We start from the raw sequence: 16,555 nt of genomic DNA, 5'->3' as shown, positions 1-16,555 counted from the left end.
TAAGCAATTTAAATTTTCAACTTTTCGGATACTTTCCCACCATCCGCTAACCCGATGATTCCTATATATTCAGCCAAAAACCCTAAAAATAAAGTCGCTAATTGAAAAATGAAATCCACTTTTCAGGAAAATCAAAAACACCGTTTCATTTATAATTAGGATAAGTTCTTTGCTGTGTAATTTACTTTTTTAATTTATGCTTTCAGACAATTACGTACGATATTCAGGGTGGGTAAAATGGATAATGCTGTCGATCGCCACGTTTTTTATATTTCTGATGGTACGGCGATTACCGCCGAAGTGCTGGGACATGCGGTGATGTCGCAGTTCCCCGTTTCGATTAACAGCATCACGCTGCCGTTTGTGGAAAATGAGAGCCGTGCAAAGGCGGTGAAGGACCAGATTGACGCCATCTTCCAGCAGACGGGGGTCCGCCCGCTGGTCTTCTACTCCATCGTGATCCCTGAAATTCGCGCGATTATTTTGCAAAGTGAAGGGTTCTGTCAGGATATCGTTCAGGCGCTGGTGGCCCCGCTGCAGAGCGAACTGAAACTCGATCCGACGCCTATCGCTCACCGAACGCACGGGCTGAACCCCGGCAACCTGACCAAATACGATGCGCGTATCGCCGCCATTGATTACACCCTGGCGCACGACGACGGTATTTCGCTGCGTAACCTCGACCAGGCGCAGGTGATACTGCTTGGCGTCTCGCGTTGCGGGAAAACCCCGACCAGCCTTTACCTGGCGATGCAGTTCGGTATCCGCGCCGCCAACTACCCCTTTATTGCTGACGACATGGACAATCTGGTGCTGCCGGCCGCCCTTAAGCCGCTCCAGCACAAGCTGTTTGGCCTGACCATCAACCCGGAACGGCTAGCGGCAATACGTGAAGAACGCCGAGAGAACAGCCGCTACGCCTCAATGCGCCAGTGTCGAATGGAGGTTTCCGAAGTGGAAGCGCTGTACCGCAAAAACCAGATCCCGTGGCTAAACAGCACTAACTATTCGGTAGAAGAGATCGCCACCAAAATCCTCGATATCATGGGACTCAACCGCCGCATGTACTAACATGCTAGTACAATAACTCAGAATCGGGTATCATCACCACATCCTCGGCGCGCAGACGCGCCGAACTTGAATTCAGCAGGGATTGGTTTAAGGTGATGCCCATCACTTCCCGGTAGTCTGCCGATGAAGCAAAAATTTTTCTGAGACATTTCATGAATAAAACCGATGAACTCCGCACTGCGCGCATTGACAGCCTGGTCACACCGGCTGAACTGGCACAGCGGCATCCTGTTTCCGCGGGTGTAGCGGAACATGTCACGGCATCCCGCCGTCGCATTGAAAAAATCCTTAATGGCGAAGACAAACGTCTTCTGGTGGTGATTGGCCCTTGCTCCATCCACGATCTGGATGCCGCAATGGATTATGCAAAACGGCTTCAGGGGCTGCGGGACAAGTACCAGCATCGCCTTGAAATTGTCATGCGCACCTACTTTGAAAAACCGCGCACCGTCGTGGGCTGGAAAGGGCTGATTTCCGACCCGGACCTGAACGGCAGCTACCGTGTTAATTATGGCATTGAGCTGGCGCGTAAACTGCTTTTGCAGGTCAATGAGCTGGGCGTACCGACGGCCACCGAGTTTCTCGATATGGTGACCGGACAGTTTATCGCCGATCTCATCAGCTGGGGCGCTATCGGTGCGCGCACCACGGAAAGTCAGATCCACCGTGAGATGGCCTCTGCCCTCTCCTGCCCGGTTGGTTTTAAAAACGGTACCGATGGCAACACGCGAATTGCCGTTGACGCGATCCGCGCATCGCGTGCCAGCCATATGTTCCTGTCGCCGGATAAGCGCGGTCAGATGACCATTTATCAGACCAGCGGCAACCCATACGGGCATATCATCATGCGTGGCGGGAAAAAGCCTAATTACCACGCGCAAGATATTGCTGCGGCGTGTGAAACGCTGGCCGAGTTCGACCTGCCGGAACACCTGGTGGTGGATTTCAGCCACGGCAATTGCCAGAAACAGCATCGCCGCCAGCTGGATGTGTGTGATGAGATCTGCCAGCAGATCGTCAGCGGTTCAACCGCCATCGCGGGCATTATGGCCGAAAGTTTTATCCGGGAAGGCACGCAAAAAATCGTAGCCGGACAGCCAATGGTTTACGGCCAGTCGATCACCGACCCGTGCCTGAGCTGGGAAGACAGCGAACTGCTGCTGGAGAAACTGGCGGCAGCGGTCGATTCACGTTTTTAGTCCTTGCCTTTTACCCTCTCCTGCGGGAGAGGGTTTACGTTCGCGCACAGCCACATCCTCTTCTGTTTTGATCCCATCACAGTTTTTTCACAAAAACGCTTGCCGTGAATTTTCACTTTGTTGATAATGATTATCATTGTTACATTGATTGTTATTTATAAACATTATGTCACGTACGGATAACAACGCGGCAACGCCCGAAAACACACACACAGCACCTGCCCCAGCGCGCACCGATCGTCGGATCGACAGTAAAAGCCTGCTGGGGGACGAGGGACGCGTGATCATCGAGCATGACGGCCAGCTTTATCTGTTGCGCCAGACCCATGCCGGGAAGCTGATCCTCACCAAATAAATACCACAATACCTTCGCCAGCCACCCAGGTGATCCCCAGGCAGCCAGCGCTTTCGATTCTTTATGGAGAGTTGCTATGCCACACCTGCATTCCGCATTTTTGCGCCCGTCCTGCCTTGCGCTATCCGTTATCAGCGCCCTGCCGGGCGTCGCGTTTGCGGCCACAGATGACATGACCGTTATCGCCACCGGCAACGCCCGCAGCGCCTTCGAAGCCCCGATGATGGTCAGCGTGATTGACACCGCGGCCCCGGAAAATCAGACCGCCAGCTCCGCCGCCGACCTGCTGCGCTACGTCCCAGGCCTGATGCTTGACGGCACCGGGCGCACCAACGGTCAGGACGTCAACCTGCGCGGTTACGACCGCCGCGGCGTGCTGGTGCTGGTGGATGGCGTGCGCCAGGGGACCGATACTGGCCACCTGAACAGCACGTTCCTCGACCCGGCCCTGATTAAACGTATCGAAGTGGTTCGCGGCCCGTCAGCCTTACTGTACGGCAGCGGCGCGCTGGGGGGCGTGATCGCGTATGACACCGCCGATGCAAATGACCTGCTGGAACCGGGCAAAAACAGCGGCTACCGCGTGTTTGGTACGGGCGCGACGGGCGATCACAGTCTGGGCATGGGAGCCAGCGCTTACGGGCGTACCGAAACCCTGGACGGACTGGTTGCCTGGTCGAGCCGCGATCGCGGCGATCTGCGCCAGAGCGACGGTGGAACAGCGCCGAATGACGAATCCATCAACAACATGCTGGCAAAAGGCCGCTGGGCCATCGACCCGGCCCAGACGCTGAGCGGATCCCTGCGCTATTACAATAACGCGGCGCAGGAGCCAAAAAACCCGCAAACCCCCGCCGCGGACGCCAGCAGCAATCCCATGACCGATCGCTCCACCATTCAGCGAGACGCTCAGCTGGGCTATCACCTGGCTCCCCAGGGCAACGACTGGCTGAATGCCGATGCGAAACTCTACTGGTCTGAAGCGCGCATTAACGCCCAGAACATTGACGGCACCGGCGAGTTTCGCAAGCAGACCACCCAAGGTGGCAAAGTGGAAAACCGCACCCGTCTGTTCAGCGACACGTTTGCCTCACATCTTTTGACCTATGGCGGCGAATACTACCGTCAGGAGCAACATCCGGGGGGCACCACCACCGGCTTCCCGGAGGCTAAAATCGATTTCAGCTCCGGCTGGCTGCAGGACGAGATCACCCTGCGCGACCTGCCGGTCACGCTTCTCGGCGGTACCCGTTACGATAATTACCGCGGGAGCAGCGAAGGATACGACGATGTGAACGCGGACAGATGGTCCTCCCGTGCCGGACTGACCGTCAGCCCGACCGACTGGCTGATGCTGTTCGGCTCTTACGCACAGGCCTTCCGTGCGCCGACCATGGGTGAAATGTATAACGACGCCAAACACTTCTCCATCGGCCGCTTTTACACTAACTACTGGGTACCGAACCCGAACCTGCGTCCGGAAACTAATGAAACTCAGGAGTTTGGCTTCGGACTGCGCTTTGACGACGTCATGCTTGCTAACGATGCGCTGGAGTTCAAGGCCAGCTACTTCGACACCAAAGCCAAAGACTACATCTCCACCAGCGTCGATTTTGCGGCTGCGACCACCATGTCCATGAACGTTCCCCACGCCAAAATCTGGGGCTGGGACGTGATGGCGAAATACACGGCCGACCAGTTCAACCTCGACGTCGCCTATAACCGCACCCGGGGAAAAGATACCGATACGGGCGAGTATATCTCCAGCATCAACCCGGATACCGTCACCAGCAAGCTGGATATCCCGGTGGCGCAAAGCGGTTTCTCCGTCGGCTGGATCGGCACCTTCGTCGATCGCTCAACCCATATCAGCAGTAGCTACAGCGAACAGCCGGGCTATGCGGTTAACGATTTCTACGTAAGTTATAAAGGCCAGGAGCAGCTCAAAGGGGTAACTACGACGTTGGTGCTGGGTAACGCGTTCGACAAGGCGTACTGGTCTCCTCAGGGCATTCCTCAGGACGGACGCAACGGTAAGATTTTTGTGAGTTACCAGTGGTAATCCCCATGCCCCGGCCTGCCGGGGCCCTTATTCGAAAGGAAGAGACAATGAATCACTACACACGCTGGCTTGCGCTGAAAGAAGAAAATCCGGGTCAATACGCACGTGACATCGCAGGCTTAATGAACATCAGCGAAGCAGAGCTGACCTTCGCCCGCGTGGGCCACGACGCCTGGCGCCTGCACGGCGACATCCGCGAAATCATCGGCGCGCTGGAAGCCGTGGGCGAGACCAAATGCATCTGTCGTAACGACTATGCAGTTCACGAGCAGGTGGGCGCGTTTACGCATCAACACCTTGGCGGCCACGCCGGGCTGGTACTGAATCCGCGGGCGCTGGATCTGCGTCTGTTTCTCAACCAGTGGGCGAGCGCGTTCCACATCAGTGAAACCACCGCCCGCGGTGAGCGTCAGAGCATTCAGTTCTTCGACCTTCAGGGCGATGCCCTGCTGAAAGTTTACACGACCGATAACACCGATATTTCTGCCTGGGGCGACCTGCTTACGCGCTTTATCTTTGCCGATAATCCGCCACTGGCGCTGAAGCATGCCGATGTCCCTGCCCACAACGAAAAGGCTGATGCCGCCCTCGTTGATCAGGAGTGGCGCGCCATGACCGACGTGCATCAGTTCTTCGGCCTGCTGAAGCGCCACAATCTGAGCCGCCAGCAGGCGTTTCGGCTGGTGGGTGACGATCTGGCCTGCAGGGTAGACAACACCGCTCTGGCACAGCTGCTGGAAACGGTCCGCCTGGAGGGGAATGAGATGATGATCTTCGTCGGCAACCGCGGCTGCGTGCAGATCTTTACCGGCGTGGTGGAAAACGTCGTCCCGATGAAAGGCTGGCTCAACATCTTCAACCCAACCTTTACCCTGCATCTGCGGGATACGTCCATCGCCGAAACATGGGTGACGCGTAAACCCACCGCTGACGGGCACGTCACCAGCCTGGAGCTCTTCGCCGCCGACGGGACGCAAATCGCTCAGCTGTACGGTCAACGCAGCGAAGGTGAACCAGAGCAGCGTCAGTGGCGCAGCCAGGTCGACGCCCTGACCCGAAAAGGGCTGGCCGCATGAAAAAATGGCTCGCCCTGCTCTGCGCCCTGCCGCTGGTGACGTTCGCGGCCACACCGCAGAAAATTGTCGCCCTGGGGGGTGACGTGACTGAGATTGTTTATGCCCTTGGCGCGGGATCGTCACTGGTTGCCCGCGACAGCACCAGCCAGTGGCCGCAGGCCGCGAACGCCCTGCCCGACGTCGGCTATTTGCGCCAGCTTAACGCGGAGGGGATCTTATCCATGCGCCCGACGCTGGTGCTGGCCAGTGCTCAGGCGCAGCCCTCTCTGGCGTTAAAACAGGTCGAGCAAAGTCACGTCAGTGTCGTCACCGTTCCCGGCAGTCATGACCTGAGCGTGATTGACGACAAGGTGCGAGTCATTGCCGAAGCGACGCATCGCGAAGCACAGGGGGACGCATTGCGCGCCAGGCTGCGCCAGGCGCTGGCAGCCCTGCCCACCTCGCCACTCGACAAACGGGTGCTGTTTATCCTCAACCACGGCGGGATGACCGCGATGGCTGCCGGACAACAGACCGCCGCGGATGCTGCCATTCGCGCAGCGGGTTTGCAAAACGCGATGCAGGGCTTTACCCGTTATCAGCCGCTGTCCCAGGAAGGCGTGATTGCCAGCCAGCCTGACCTTGTGGTGATTTCGCAGGATGGCGTAAAGGCATTGGGCGGCGAAGCGAATGTGTGGACACTTCCCGGCCTGGCGCAAACGCCGGCGGGACGGAACAGGCAGGTGCTGACCATCGACGATATGGCGCTGCTGGGCTTTAGCGTACGCACGCCGCAGGCCATACAGCAATTGCGCACCCGGGCGGAGCAACTGCCCTGATGTCCAGACGGATCGCGCTGTCGCTGTGGATGCTGGCCGCCATCCTGACGGTCATGACGCTGGCGGCCTCCGGGGCTGGCGCACTGCATCTGCCGGTCAGTCTGCTGTGGCGCGGCAGTGATGAAACCCTGCGTCAGATCTGGCTGACCATTCGTCTCCCCCGGGTCCTGCTGGCGCTGGTCACCGGCGGTTCGCTGGCGCTGGCAGGCTGCGTAATGCAGGGGCTTTTTCGTAATCCGCTGGCGGATCCGGGGCTGCTTGGGATCAGCAGCGGCGCGGCGCTGGCCGTGGCGCTGTGGGTGGTCATTCCCCTCTCGCTCCCTGCGCTGATGATGCTTTACGCTCCCATGATCGCGGCATTTGGGGGTGCGCTGGCGGCCACTTTGGTCATTTTCGTCCTAAGCCAGCAGCGTAACAGCACACTTTCACGGCTGTTACTGGTAGGCATTGCCCTCAATGCCCTGTGCGGTGCGGCAGTCGGCGTACTGTCATGGCTCAGCAATGATGCCCAGCTTCGCCAGCTCTCCCTCTGGGGCATGGGCAGCCTGGGTCAGGCACAGTGGTCTACGCTGCTGGCCGTCACCTCGCTGATGGTGCCAGGCGTTCTGATGATCTGGCGTCTTGCCTGCGCGCTCAATTTATTGCAGCTGGGGGAAGAAGAAGCGCACTACCTTGGCGTGGCGGTAGCGACGGTACAGCGGATCCTGTTGCTGTGCAGCGCCTTACTGGTTGCCGCCGCGGTTGCCGTCAGCGGGGTGATTGGTTTTGTCGGTCTGGTGGTGCCGCACCTGATACGGATGTGGCTGGGCGCCGATCACCGGGCCGTGATCCCCGGCTCCGTACTGGCCGGGGCGTCGCTGCTGCTGGTTGCCGATACGGTGGCGCGCACGCTGGTCGCACCGGCTGAAATGCCGGTCGGTTTACTGACCAGTCTCTTCGGCGCGCCGTGGTTCCTGTGGCTCATTTTTCGTCGTGGAGGCGCACATGGCTGAACGCTACTGCGCGGAACGTCTTGTTTATCAGGTCGGGCAACGGACGCTTATCAACGACGTGTCGCTGGCATTATCTCCGGGGGAAATGGTGGCGTTGATTGGGCCTAACGGTGCCGGAAAATCGACGTTACTGCGCCTGCTCACAGGCTATCTCACGCCTTCAGGCGGGCAATGCAGCCTGGCAGGTACGCCGCTTGAGGCGTGGCACCCGCAAAAGCTCTCACGCCGTCGGGCAGTGATGCGCCAGAATACGCAGCTCGGTTTCGACTGGCCGGTCGACGCGGTGGTGGGTATGGGCCGCGCGCCCTGGACGCGCTACCCGGAAGCCCCGGTTGTCGAAGCCGTAATGGCGATAACGGGCTGCCTGCCCCTCGCAGACCGACACTTTTCGGCCCTCTCCGGTGGCGAGCAACAACGGATCCAGCTCGCCCGCGCCCTGGCGCAGCTCTGTCATGACGGCGGGCCGCGCGGCTGGCTGTTTCTCGATGAACCCACTTCCGCGCTGGATCTTTACCACCAGCAGCATCTGCTGCGGCTGTTGAAATCCCTGACCCGTCAGGGCGATTTTCACGTGTGCGTGGTGCTGCATGACCTCAATCTGGCAGCGCTGTGGGCGGACCGGATCCTGCTGCTGCATAACGGCACGCTGGTTTCTCAGGGCACGCCGGAAACGGTTTTACAGGCCGACGCGCTGGCCCGGTGGTATGGCGCGCAGGTATACGTTGGCCCACATCCGGTTCACGCCTCACCGCAGGTATTTCTCGCCCCCTGACCGGGCTGATAAAAATCTTTCAGCGTCTCAAGCAGGGCATGCGCCGCTTTTGAAAGCTGCGTGTGCCCGGGGTGGATCACGCCGATGCATTTTTCAATCGGCGGGTTATCGAGTGGAATACAGACCGCGCCTAACGAGGTCATCTGCGCCTCACACAGTGCCGGGACCGCACTGCCGCCCAGACCGCTGGCGACCATTCTGCCCACCGTCACCAGTTGATGGCTCTCCAGAGCCACATCCAGTTTACGACCGCTGCGGGCCAGCTCTTCTTCCATCATCAGACGAACGGCCGAAGGGCGCTGCAGGGTAATAAAATCCAGCGTCAGTAGCGCCTCCCATGAAAGGCGTTTTTTGGCTGCCAGAGCGGATGATTTCGGCACAATGGCGACAAATCGATCGAGACCCAACGGCGTAAAAAGCAGGTTATGGGTCGGCGCCGGTTCAAACGCGATCCCCATCTCGACCCGCCCTTCCCGCACCATTTCAATTACCTGCTCGTTGATAACATCGTGCACGGTGACGTTGATCCCGGCGTGGCGATCGCGAAATGCCTTGAGCACCTCCGGCAGGACATTCGCCGCAAATGACGGCATCGCCGCGACTGAGATTTTGCCGCGCTGCAGCGTAAAGCACTGATGCATGGCCTCTTCGGCGTTATCCCAGTCCGCCAGCAGCTGCCGCGCCATCGGTAAAAAGGTCTCCCCCTCCTGCGTCAGCGCCACCTTGCGGGTGCTGCGCTGCAACAGCGGTCCCCCCAACGCCTCCTCCAGGCCTTTAATCGTCAGGCTGAGCGCCGGCTGGGAAAGATTCAGCCGTTCACTGGCATGCGCGAAATTCAGAGTGTGAGCTACCGCTAAAAACGCGCGTAACTGTTTGACACTCATTCTCATTTTTCACCTTGTTAACTAATTGAAAAAATTTAGTTAACAGGAAATTAATAAAAAAACCAAATGAGTGGGTCACAAATTCAAAATTAACAAATGAGTCGCCGCCCCTAATGATACCGGCACGGATAACGGGAGGGATGATTATGGCGGGACTGGATAAGCGCGTCGGCAGCTATGCGCAGGCGCTGGACGGGCTGACGGACGGAATGACATTGCTGGCAGGCGGCTTCGGCCTGTGCGGCATTCCTGAGAACCTGATTGCCGAAGTCAGACGCCGTCAGGTGCAGGGGCTAACGGTGGTTTCAAACAACTGCGGCGTCGATGGTTTTGGTCTCGGGATACTCCTTGAGACGCGCCAGGTACGAAAAGTGGTGGCGTCGTACGTGGGCGAAAACGCGCTGTTCGAGCAACAGGTGTTGAGCGGCGAGCTGGAAGTGGAACTCACCCCACAGGGAACCCTGGCAGAAAAGGTTCGCGCTGGCGGAGCGGGTATTCCGGCGTTTTACACGGCCACCGGCTATGGTACCCCCGTGGCTGCTGGCAAGGAAGTTCGCCAGTTTGCCGGCAAGCATTATGTCCTCGAAGAGGCCATCACCGGCGATTTTGCGCTGATCAAGGGCTGGAAAGCGGACTGGTACGGCAACGTTATCTATCGCCATACCGCGCAAAACTTTAACCCGCTGATGGCCACCGCGGGCCGGATAACGGTAGTGGAAGTGGAAGAGATCGTCGCCCCGGGCGAACTGCCCCCGTCGGCCATTCATACCCCGGGGATCTACGTCGACAGGCTGATTGTCGGCCAGTTCGAGAAACGCATTGAACAGCGCACGCTGCGCGCAGAGGGAGTCTGAAGATGTTAACCCGTGAACAGATGGCCATGCGCGTCGCCCGAGAACTGCGCGACGGTTACTACGTCAACCTGGGGATAGGGATCCCGACCCTTGTGGCGAACTATATTCCGGCGGGAATGGACGTGATGCTCCAGTCTGAAAACGGCCTGCTGGGGATGGGAGCCTTTCCGGATGAGCAGAGCCTTGACGCCGACATGATCAACGCCGGTAAGCAGACCGTCACCGCGAGGATCGGTGCCGCCATTTTCGACTCGGCCCAGTCGTTCGCCATGATCCGGGGCGGTCATGTTGACCTGACCGTACTCGGGGCGTTCGAAGTGGATGTCGAAGGCAACATCGCCTCGTGGATGATCCCGGGCAAGATGGTGAAAGGGATGGGAGGCGCGATGGATCTGGTCGCCGGGGCGCAGAACATCATTGTGGTGATGACCCATGCCGCAAAAAACGGAGAGTCAAAACTGCTGCCGCGCTGCACGCTGCCGTTGACCGGCGCTGGCTGCATCCGTCGGGTGTTAACCGACCTTGCGTTGCTGGAGATTGAAGACGGCGCGTTCATTCTGCGGGAATACGCCCCCGGCGTCAGTGTTGACGACATCGTCAGTAAAACAGCCGGGAAAATCATCGTGGCGGACGACGTGCACGAGATGCGCTTCAACTGAGGAGTGAACATGAATGAGGTCATGATTGTCGGGGCCACGCGAACCCCTGTAGGCAGTTTTCGCGGATCGCTCTCCTCCCTTTCCGCGGTTGAACTGGGTGCCGTAGCGGTTCGTCGCCTGCTCGAGAACAGCCAGCTGTGCGCAGATCAGGTAGACGAACTGATTTTCGGTCAGGTGCTGACGGCAGGGTGTGGACAAAACCCCGCCCGTCAGACCGCTCTCATGGCCGGATTGCCCGTCAGTACCCCCGCGACAACCGTCAATCTGGTGTGCGGTGCTGGCTTAAAGCGGTGCAGCTCGCCGCGCAGACTATCCGCTGCGGCGATGCCGACGTGGTTATCGCTGGCGGCCAGGAGAGCATGAGCAATGCCCCTTACCTGCTGGACGGTGCGCGGTCAGGGTTGCGTTTTGGTCATACAGGATTGCAGGACAGCATGATAACGGACGGCCTGTGGGACGCATTTAACGATTATCACATGGGCATCACCGCGGAAAACGTTGCCCGCCAGTATGGCATCTCCCGCGAGCAGCAGGACGCTTTTGCCGCCCGGTCGCAGCAAAAAGCGGCGTCGGCCATTGCGCGCGGTCTGTTTGACGCGGAGATGGCTCCGGTCACGGTGAGCGAGGGTAAAAAGCCGCCGCGCCTGGTCAGCAGTGATGAACAACCCCGGCCGGGAACCACCGCTGAGCAACTCGCGCACCTGCGCCCTGCCTTTCGTCGTGAAGATGGAACGGTGACGGCGGGTAATGCCTCAAACCTGAACGATGGTGCCGCTGCGGTGCTGTTAATGAGCGGTGAAAAAGCGCGGGAAAGCGGATTACCGATCCTGGGACGGGTCGTGAGTTATGCCGTGACCGGCGTTGATCCATCGGTGATGGGCATCGGGCCGGTCAGCGCCTGCCAGACGGCTCTGGCCCGGGCAGGCTGGGCGCTGGATGAGGTGGACGTCATTGAAGCGAATGAAGCCTTTGCCGCACAGGCGCTGGCCGTTGGCAAACTGCTCGGCTGGGATGAACGTAAGGTGAACGTTAACGGTGGTGCGATTGCGCTTGGCCACCCCATCGGCGCCTCTGGCTGTCGGATCCTCGTCACGCTGCTGCATGAGATGCAACGCCGCGACGCGAAAAAAGGGCTCGTCACCCTGTGTGTGGGAGGTGGGCAAGGCATTGCATTAACCCTTGCGCGCTAACCGCGCCCGGACATCTCGTTGGTACCCGAATATAACAATGATAGTGAGGAGTCATAATGAGTGTGTTGATTGCCCTGGCGGCGCTGGCATTGCTGATGCTCGCGGCCTATCGCGGATACAGCGTTATTCTGTTTGCCCCCATCGCGGCGCTGGGTGCCGTGCTGCTGACCGACCCGGGGGCCGTCGGCCCGACGTTTACCGGTCTGTTTATGGAAAAGATGGTCGGCTTCGTCAAGCTCTACTTCCCGGTGTTCCTGCTGGGTGCCGTGTTTGGCAAGCTGATTGAGCTTTCCGGTTTCTCACGCGCGATCGTCGCTGCAGCGATCCAGATCCTCGGGCGCCGCCATGCGATTCCGGTCATTGTGCTGGTGTGTGCATTGTTAACGTACGGCGGCGTTTCGCTCTTCGTGGTGGCCTTTGCCGTCTATCCTTTTGCGGCCGAACTGTTCCGCCAGAGCGGCATCCCCAAACGTCTTATCCCGGCGACCGTGGCTCTGGGTGCGTTCTCGTTTACCATGGACGCCCTGCCCGGCACGCCGCAGATCCAGAACATTATCCCCACCAGCTTCTTTGGCACTAACGCCTGGGCCGCCCCGTGGCTTGGGCTGATTGGCTCGCTGTTTATCCTCTGTTTTGGCCTGCTCTGGCTGGAGCGTCAGCGGCGAAAGGCGCTCAACAACAATGAGGGTTACGGTTCCGATCTGAAAAATGAACCTGAAACGCCGGACAACATTAACCTGCCCCATCCGCTGATCGCCATTTCCCCTCTGCTGCTGGTGGGGATCCTCAACCTGCTGTTTACCCGCTGGATCCCCGGCTGGTACGGGACGCAACATGAGCTTATCCTGCCCGGACTGGCGAAGCCGATTGTCACCGAGGTCAGCAAAATCACCGCCATCTGGGCCGTGGAAGCGGCGCTGATCGCGGGTATTGTCATGGTACTGCTTTTTGGATTTCGCAATATCCGGGGACGGCTAGCAGAAGGCAGCCGGACGGCGGTCAGCGGCGCCATTCTGGCGGCAATGAATACCGCGTCTGAATACGGTTTCGGGGCGGTGATCGCTGCGCTGCCCGGTTTTCTGGTCTTATCCAAAGCGCTCGCCGCTATCCCGAACCCGTTGCTCAACGAAGCCATCAGCGTGACCGTGCTTGCCGGGATCACCGGTTCGGCGTCGGGCGGGATGAGCATCGCCCTTGCGGCCATGGCCGATACGTTTGTCGCGGCCGCCCACGCAGCCAATATCCCTCTGGAGGTTCTCCACCGCGTGGCCTCGATGGCCAGCGGCGGCATGGATACGCTTCCCCATAACGGGGCCGTGATTACGTTGCTTGCCATTACGGGTCTGAGCCATCGTCAGGCGTATGGCGGCATTTTCGCTATCACCCTCATCAAAAGTCTGGCGGTGCTTTTTGTCATTGCCGTGTTCTATCTCACCGGCATTGTGTAAGGAGAATAAAATGAATCTGAACGGTAAAACCGCACTGGTGACTGGCTCGACCAGCGGTATCGGACTTGGGATCGCTGGCGTGCTGGCGAAGGCTGGCGCGCAGTTGATTCTTAACGGTTTCGGCGACAGTGAATTGGCAAGAGACGAAATCGCGAAACGGGGTAAAACGCCGGGCTATCACGATGCGGACCTGCGTGACGTCCAGCAGATTGAAGCCATGATGCACTACGCCGAAACCCGGTATGGCGGAGTCGATATTCTGATCAACAACGCCGGTATACAGCACGTCGCTCCTGTTGATGCGTTCCCGGTGGAGAAATGGAACGACATTATCGCCATCAACCTCTCTTCCGTCTTTCACACCAGCCGACTGGCGCTGCCTGCGATGCAGGCGAAAAACTGGGGGCGCATCATTAATATCGCCTCCGTGCATGGGCTGGTTGCGTCGAAAGAGAAATCCGCCTATGTTGCCGCCAAGCATGGCGTGGTGGGCTTTACCAAATCCCTGGCGCTGGAGACCGCCCGCACCGGTATTACCGCCAATGCCATCTGCCCGGGCTGGGTGCTGACCCCGCTGGTGCAGCAGCAAATCGACAGACGTATTGCCGATGGCGTCGCACCGGATGTCGCTCGTGAGCAACTGCTGGCAGAGAAACAGCCCGCCGGTGAGTTTGTTACGCCGGAACAGCTAGGCGAGCTGGCGTTGTTTTTGTGCAGTGACAGCGCAGTACAGGTCCGCGGCGCCGCCTGGAATATGGATGGCGGATGGGTCGCACAGTGACCGCGGTATCGGCATAAAAAAACCTGGCACCGCAAGGTGTCAGGTTTTGTCCGCCCGGGCTAGCTCGAACAGCTCACTTCCAGGCGTTTTCCCCAGTCCGGCGGACGGCTGACATAGTCGTCATCACGGTCAGCAAACGGCGTACGCAGAGCCACATGCAGGCGATGTAATTCGTCATACTCCCCCTGCTCTGCCTGTTCAATGGCCCGCTGCGCCAGCCAGTTGCGCAACACCATCGCCGGGTTCGCCGCGTTCATTTGCGCCTGCCGGGTTGCGTCGTCGACCTGCTCTTGCTGCAACCGCGCGCGGTAAAGCGCAAACCAGTCGTCAAAGCCCTGCCTGTCAATGAACTCATCGCGTAGCGGTGAGGCACTACTGCGTTGCTCAGTCTGGCTCAGCATCCGGAAGGTGCGGGTGTAATCGCTGCCTTCACGTTCCATGAGGGCAAACAGAGCGTTCAGGATGTCGTTATCGCCCCTCTCCTGCGTCACCAGCCCCAGCTTGTTGCGCATCAACGCGCCGTATTCGCGCAGTAAAATGTCCTGGTAGCTGTCGAGCGCATCATTCAGGGCATCAACGTCGATAAACGGCGACAGAGTTTGCGCAAGGCGCTGCAGGTTCCACAGGCCAACAGCCGGCTGATTGTCGAAACTGTAACGTCCCTGATAGTCAGAATGGTTGCAGATGTACCCCGGCTGATAGTCATCAAGGAAGCCGAACGGACCGTAATCAAAGGTCAATCCGAGAAGCGACATGTTGTCCGTGTTCATCACCCCATGGGCAAACCCGACCGTCTGCCAGCGGGCAATCATGGTTGCGGTACGGGCTACCACATCGCGGAACCAGAGAATGTACTTATCGGCCTCGTCCTGGAAATGAGACCAGTGATGACGAATGGCATAATCCGCAAGCTGGCGGACTTTTTCCGGCTCTCGACGATAATAAAAGTGTTCAAAGTGGCCAAAACGCAGATGGCTTTGCGCAACGCGCATAAGCATCGCCCCTTTTTCCATCGTTTCACGTGCCACCGGGGTGTCACTGGTTACAATCGACAGTGCGCGAGTGGTGGGGATCCCCAGCGCGTGCATCGCTTCTGATGCCAGACATTCGCGAATAGTCGAACGCAATACCGCGCGCCCGTCGCCCATTCGAGAGTAAGGGGTCAGGCCGGCCCCCTTCAGGTGCCAGTCCACCGTCTCCCCGTTGGGCAGCCGTTGTTCGCCCAGCAGAATCCCCCGGCCATCGCCCAGTTGTCCTGCCCAGACGCCAAACTGATGTCCGCTATAGACCTGAGCCAGAGGCTGCATACCGGCAAGCAGCGTTTCGCCTCCCCAGACGCCAGCGCCGTCGGAGGGCTGAAACATCTCAGGTGGAACAGCCAGCTCATCTGCCAGCCGATCGTTATGCCAGATAAGACGGGAATTTTGTAACGGTGTGGGTTTGAGTGCGGTATAAAAACCCGGCAACTCGTCATGCCAGTGAGCAGTAAAAGACAGGGTCATAGGTCCTCCTGCTTTTAGTGTAGAGGGTTTACCCGGACTTAAACACGGGCGAAAGAGAGGGTTATCACTGAACGAGCGTGGTGACGTGCTCTGCAGAGACGGCTGGCCAGAGCGCCCCCTGCATTGCGCCAAAGTTAAAGGACAAGACGCGCTGCAATAAACCGTGGTCATCAATGCCGCCGACGAGCACGGACTGACAGTGAGGCGTTATTTGCCAGAGGATTGCGCGCATAAAAGGCTCAAAAGAGAGTTCAGAAGCACGCTGCTGGATAAATCCCTTGTCGAGAATGACCCGTTTAAACAATCCATCATAAACGGCTTTCAACGACGCTGCGCCTGCGCCAAAGTTTGCCAGCACCAGCGGAAAATGGATTGCCATTCTCGCCAGTTGCAGATCGTCCTTCCCGTTATTTAAACCTGGATAATTCTCATTAACAGTAAACTCAAGAAACGGATAACGCTCAAGTATTGAAACAGCGTTCCCATTACTTAATAAAAATTCAACAATTACAGGTGTAATATTGATCCATGCAATTAACTGATGCTGAATAAAAAACAGTTTACAGGTATCAAGCAATTGCAATTTCTCGTTAAACAACGCTAACTCTTCTTCAGCCGAAAGCCGCGGGATAACGAGTTCGGTGGGGATCCGAACGTGGGTACCGACGCCAGTAAAGTTAACCAGAACCTCTAAACCTTTAAGCTCGCCGGCGCTATTACGGGCAGGCAGAAGCATCAGTTCAGACTGGTAAGCATTATCTAGCGTAATAATCATTGCACTCGCCCCGCATTAAAGATGAGAGAGGACATCCTGGAGCAATTGCCGACACAATTCCACTGTCTTGATTTTAATAAGATTAATTTCATTAGTTCCGTATTATTTTTCAGATTT

Annotated in this window: 15 protein-coding genes and 1 pseudogene; 13 read left to right on the top strand and 3 right to left on the bottom strand. The window is 58.2% G+C overall.

Annotation, left to right across the window (positions count from 1 at the left end):
- Positions 1 to 237 precede the first annotated feature (237 nt).
- The 8 genes from ppsR (at position 238) to BJ887_RS17240 (ending at position 8,345) form a co-directional block, all read left to right on the top strand.
- On the top strand, positions 238 to 1,071 hold the full coding sequence (ppsR, locus tag BJ887_RS17275; protein WP_020884387.1) for a posphoenolpyruvate synthetase regulatory kinase/phosphorylase PpsR: 834 nt from the start codon (positions 238 to 240) through the stop codon (positions 1,069 to 1,071).
- A gap of 152 nt (positions 1,072 to 1,223) precedes the next feature.
- Entirely contained in the window at positions 1,224 to 2,270 is a 1,047-nt protein-coding gene (aroH, locus tag BJ887_RS17270; protein ID WP_025204385.1) for a 3-deoxy-7-phosphoheptulonate synthase AroH, read from the top strand.
- A gap of 166 nt (positions 2,271 to 2,436) precedes the next feature.
- Positions 2,437 to 2,625, top strand: a complete 189-nt coding sequence (gene hemP, locus BJ887_RS17265) for a hemin uptake protein HemP (RefSeq protein WP_020884389.1) — start codon at positions 2,437 to 2,439, stop codon at positions 2,623 to 2,625.
- 76 nt (positions 2,626 to 2,701) lie between these two features.
- Complete coding sequence (locus tag BJ887_RS17260) at positions 2,702 to 4,687, top strand: TonB-dependent hemoglobin/transferrin/lactoferrin family receptor (protein ID WP_121340190.1); 1,986 nt, start codon at positions 2,702 to 2,704, stop codon at positions 4,685 to 4,687.
- A gap of 47 nt (positions 4,688 to 4,734) precedes the next feature.
- The gene (locus tag BJ887_RS17255) at positions 4,735 to 5,763 is read left to right on the top strand and encodes a hemin-degrading factor (protein WP_044867859.1); all 1,029 of its coding nucleotides are present in this window, start codon (positions 4,735 to 4,737) and stop codon (positions 5,761 to 5,763) included.
- Positions 5,760 to 6,581: a hemin ABC transporter substrate-binding protein gene (locus BJ887_RS17250; RefSeq protein WP_121340189.1), complete on the top strand. Its 822-nt coding sequence runs from the start codon at positions 5,760 to 5,762 to the stop codon at positions 6,579 to 6,581. Before BJ887_RS17255 ends, BJ887_RS17250 begins: the two co-directional genes overlap by 4 nt.
- Positions 6,581 to 7,573, top strand: coding sequence for an iron ABC transporter permease (locus BJ887_RS17245; protein ID WP_047955484.1), 993 nt, complete (start codon positions 6,581 to 6,583; stop codon positions 7,571 to 7,573). The genes BJ887_RS17250 and BJ887_RS17245 overlap by 1 nt, the downstream gene beginning before the upstream one ends.
- On the top strand, positions 7,566 to 8,345 hold the full coding sequence (locus BJ887_RS17240) for a heme ABC transporter ATP-binding protein (protein ID WP_121340188.1): 780 nt from the start codon (positions 7,566 to 7,568) through the stop codon (positions 8,343 to 8,345). Before BJ887_RS17245 ends, BJ887_RS17240 begins: the two co-directional genes overlap by 8 nt.
- On the opposite strand, the gene BJ887_RS17235 is transcribed toward BJ887_RS17240, so the two are convergent.
- Entirely contained in the window at positions 8,312 to 9,235 is a 924-nt protein-coding gene (locus tag BJ887_RS17235; protein WP_020884395.1) for a LysR family transcriptional regulator, read from the bottom strand. The genes BJ887_RS17240 and BJ887_RS17235 overlap by 34 nt on opposite strands.
- 140 nt (positions 9,236 to 9,375) lie before the next feature.
- Between BJ887_RS17235 and BJ887_RS17230 the strand changes: the two genes are divergently transcribed.
- The 5 genes and pseudogenes from BJ887_RS17230 to BJ887_RS17210 all read left to right on the top strand — a co-directional run bounded on the left by BJ887_RS17230 (position 9,376) and on the right by BJ887_RS17210 (position 14,161).
- Entirely contained in the window at positions 9,376 to 10,083 is a 708-nt protein-coding gene (locus BJ887_RS17230) for a CoA transferase subunit A (protein ID WP_032677981.1), read from the top strand.
- A gap of 2 nt (positions 10,084 to 10,085) precedes the next feature.
- Entirely contained in the window at positions 10,086 to 10,742 is a 657-nt protein-coding gene (locus BJ887_RS17225) for a CoA transferase subunit B (protein WP_121340187.1), read from the top strand.
- A 9-nt stretch (positions 10,743 to 10,751) separates the two neighbouring features.
- A pseudogene (locus tag BJ887_RS17220) lies at positions 10,752 to 11,932 on the top strand (acetyl-CoA C-acetyltransferase).
- A 53-nt stretch (positions 11,933 to 11,985) separates the two neighbouring features.
- Positions 11,986 to 13,380 (top strand): GntP family permease, encoded by a 1,395-nt coding sequence (locus BJ887_RS17215; protein ID WP_196480799.1) that lies wholly within the window; start codon positions 11,986 to 11,988, stop codon positions 13,378 to 13,380.
- A gap of 10 nt (positions 13,381 to 13,390) precedes the next feature.
- The gene (locus BJ887_RS17210; protein WP_044867294.1) at positions 13,391 to 14,161 is read left to right on the top strand and encodes a 3-hydroxybutyrate dehydrogenase; all 771 of its coding nucleotides are present in this window, start codon (positions 13,391 to 13,393) and stop codon (positions 14,159 to 14,161) included.
- 59 nt (positions 14,162 to 14,220) lie between these two features.
- Here the strand turns inward: BJ887_RS17210 and selO are convergent, their stop codons facing one another.
- The gene (selO, locus tag BJ887_RS17205) at positions 14,221 to 15,663 is read right to left on the bottom strand and encodes a protein adenylyltransferase SelO (protein WP_121340186.1); all 1,443 of its coding nucleotides are present in this window, start codon (positions 15,661 to 15,663) and stop codon (positions 14,221 to 14,223) included.
- Between the two features lie 64 nt (positions 15,664 to 15,727).
- Positions 15,728 to 16,438 (bottom strand): EAL domain-containing protein, encoded by a 711-nt coding sequence (locus tag BJ887_RS17200; RefSeq protein WP_020884402.1) that lies wholly within the window; start codon positions 16,436 to 16,438, stop codon positions 15,728 to 15,730.
- Positions 16,439 to 16,555 lie beyond the last annotated feature (117 nt).

Source organism: Enterobacter sp. WPR_3_1, from assembly GCF_003635055.1.
GTDB lineage: Bacteria > Pseudomonadota > Gammaproteobacteria > Enterobacterales > Enterobacteriaceae > Enterobacter > Enterobacter ludwigii.
This window is presented reverse-complemented; position numbering and strand designations above follow the sequence as displayed.

Coding starts and splice junctions, on each gene's coding strand:
- ppsR (WP_020884387.1), top strand. CDS start 238: ATGGATAATGCTGTCGATCGCCACGTTTTTTATATTTCTGATGGTACG.
- aroH (WP_025204385.1), top strand. CDS start 1,224: ATGAATAAAACCGATGAACTCCGCACTGCGCGCATTGACAGCCTGGTC.
- hemP (WP_020884389.1), top strand. CDS start 2,437: ATGTCACGTACGGATAACAACGCGGCAACGCCCGAAAACACACACACA.
- BJ887_RS17260 (WP_121340190.1), top strand. CDS start 2,702: ATGCCACACCTGCATTCCGCATTTTTGCGCCCGTCCTGCCTTGCGCTA.
- BJ887_RS17255 (WP_044867859.1), top strand. CDS start 4,735: ATGAATCACTACACACGCTGGCTTGCGCTGAAAGAAGAAAATCCGGGT.
- BJ887_RS17250 (WP_121340189.1), top strand. CDS start 5,760: ATGAAAAAATGGCTCGCCCTGCTCTGCGCCCTGCCGCTGGTGACGTTC.
- BJ887_RS17245 (WP_047955484.1), top strand. CDS start 6,581: ATGTCCAGACGGATCGCGCTGTCGCTGTGGATGCTGGCCGCCATCCTG.
- BJ887_RS17240 (WP_121340188.1), top strand. CDS start 7,566: ATGGCTGAACGCTACTGCGCGGAACGTCTTGTTTATCAGGTCGGGCAA.
- BJ887_RS17235 (WP_020884395.1), bottom strand. CDS start 9,235: ATGAGAATGAGTGTCAAACAGTTACGCGCGTTTTTAGCGGTAGCTCAC.
- BJ887_RS17230 (WP_032677981.1), top strand. CDS start 9,376: ATGGCGGGACTGGATAAGCGCGTCGGCAGCTATGCGCAGGCGCTGGAC.
- BJ887_RS17225 (WP_121340187.1), top strand. CDS start 10,086: ATGTTAACCCGTGAACAGATGGCCATGCGCGTCGCCCGAGAACTGCGC.
- BJ887_RS17210 (WP_044867294.1), top strand. CDS start 13,391: ATGAATCTGAACGGTAAAACCGCACTGGTGACTGGCTCGACCAGCGGT.
- selO (WP_121340186.1), bottom strand. CDS start 15,663: ATGACCCTGTCTTTTACTGCTCACTGGCATGACGAGTTGCCGGGTTTT.
- BJ887_RS17200 (WP_020884402.1), bottom strand. CDS start 16,438: ATGATTATTACGCTAGATAATGCTTACCAGTCTGAACTGATGCTTCTG.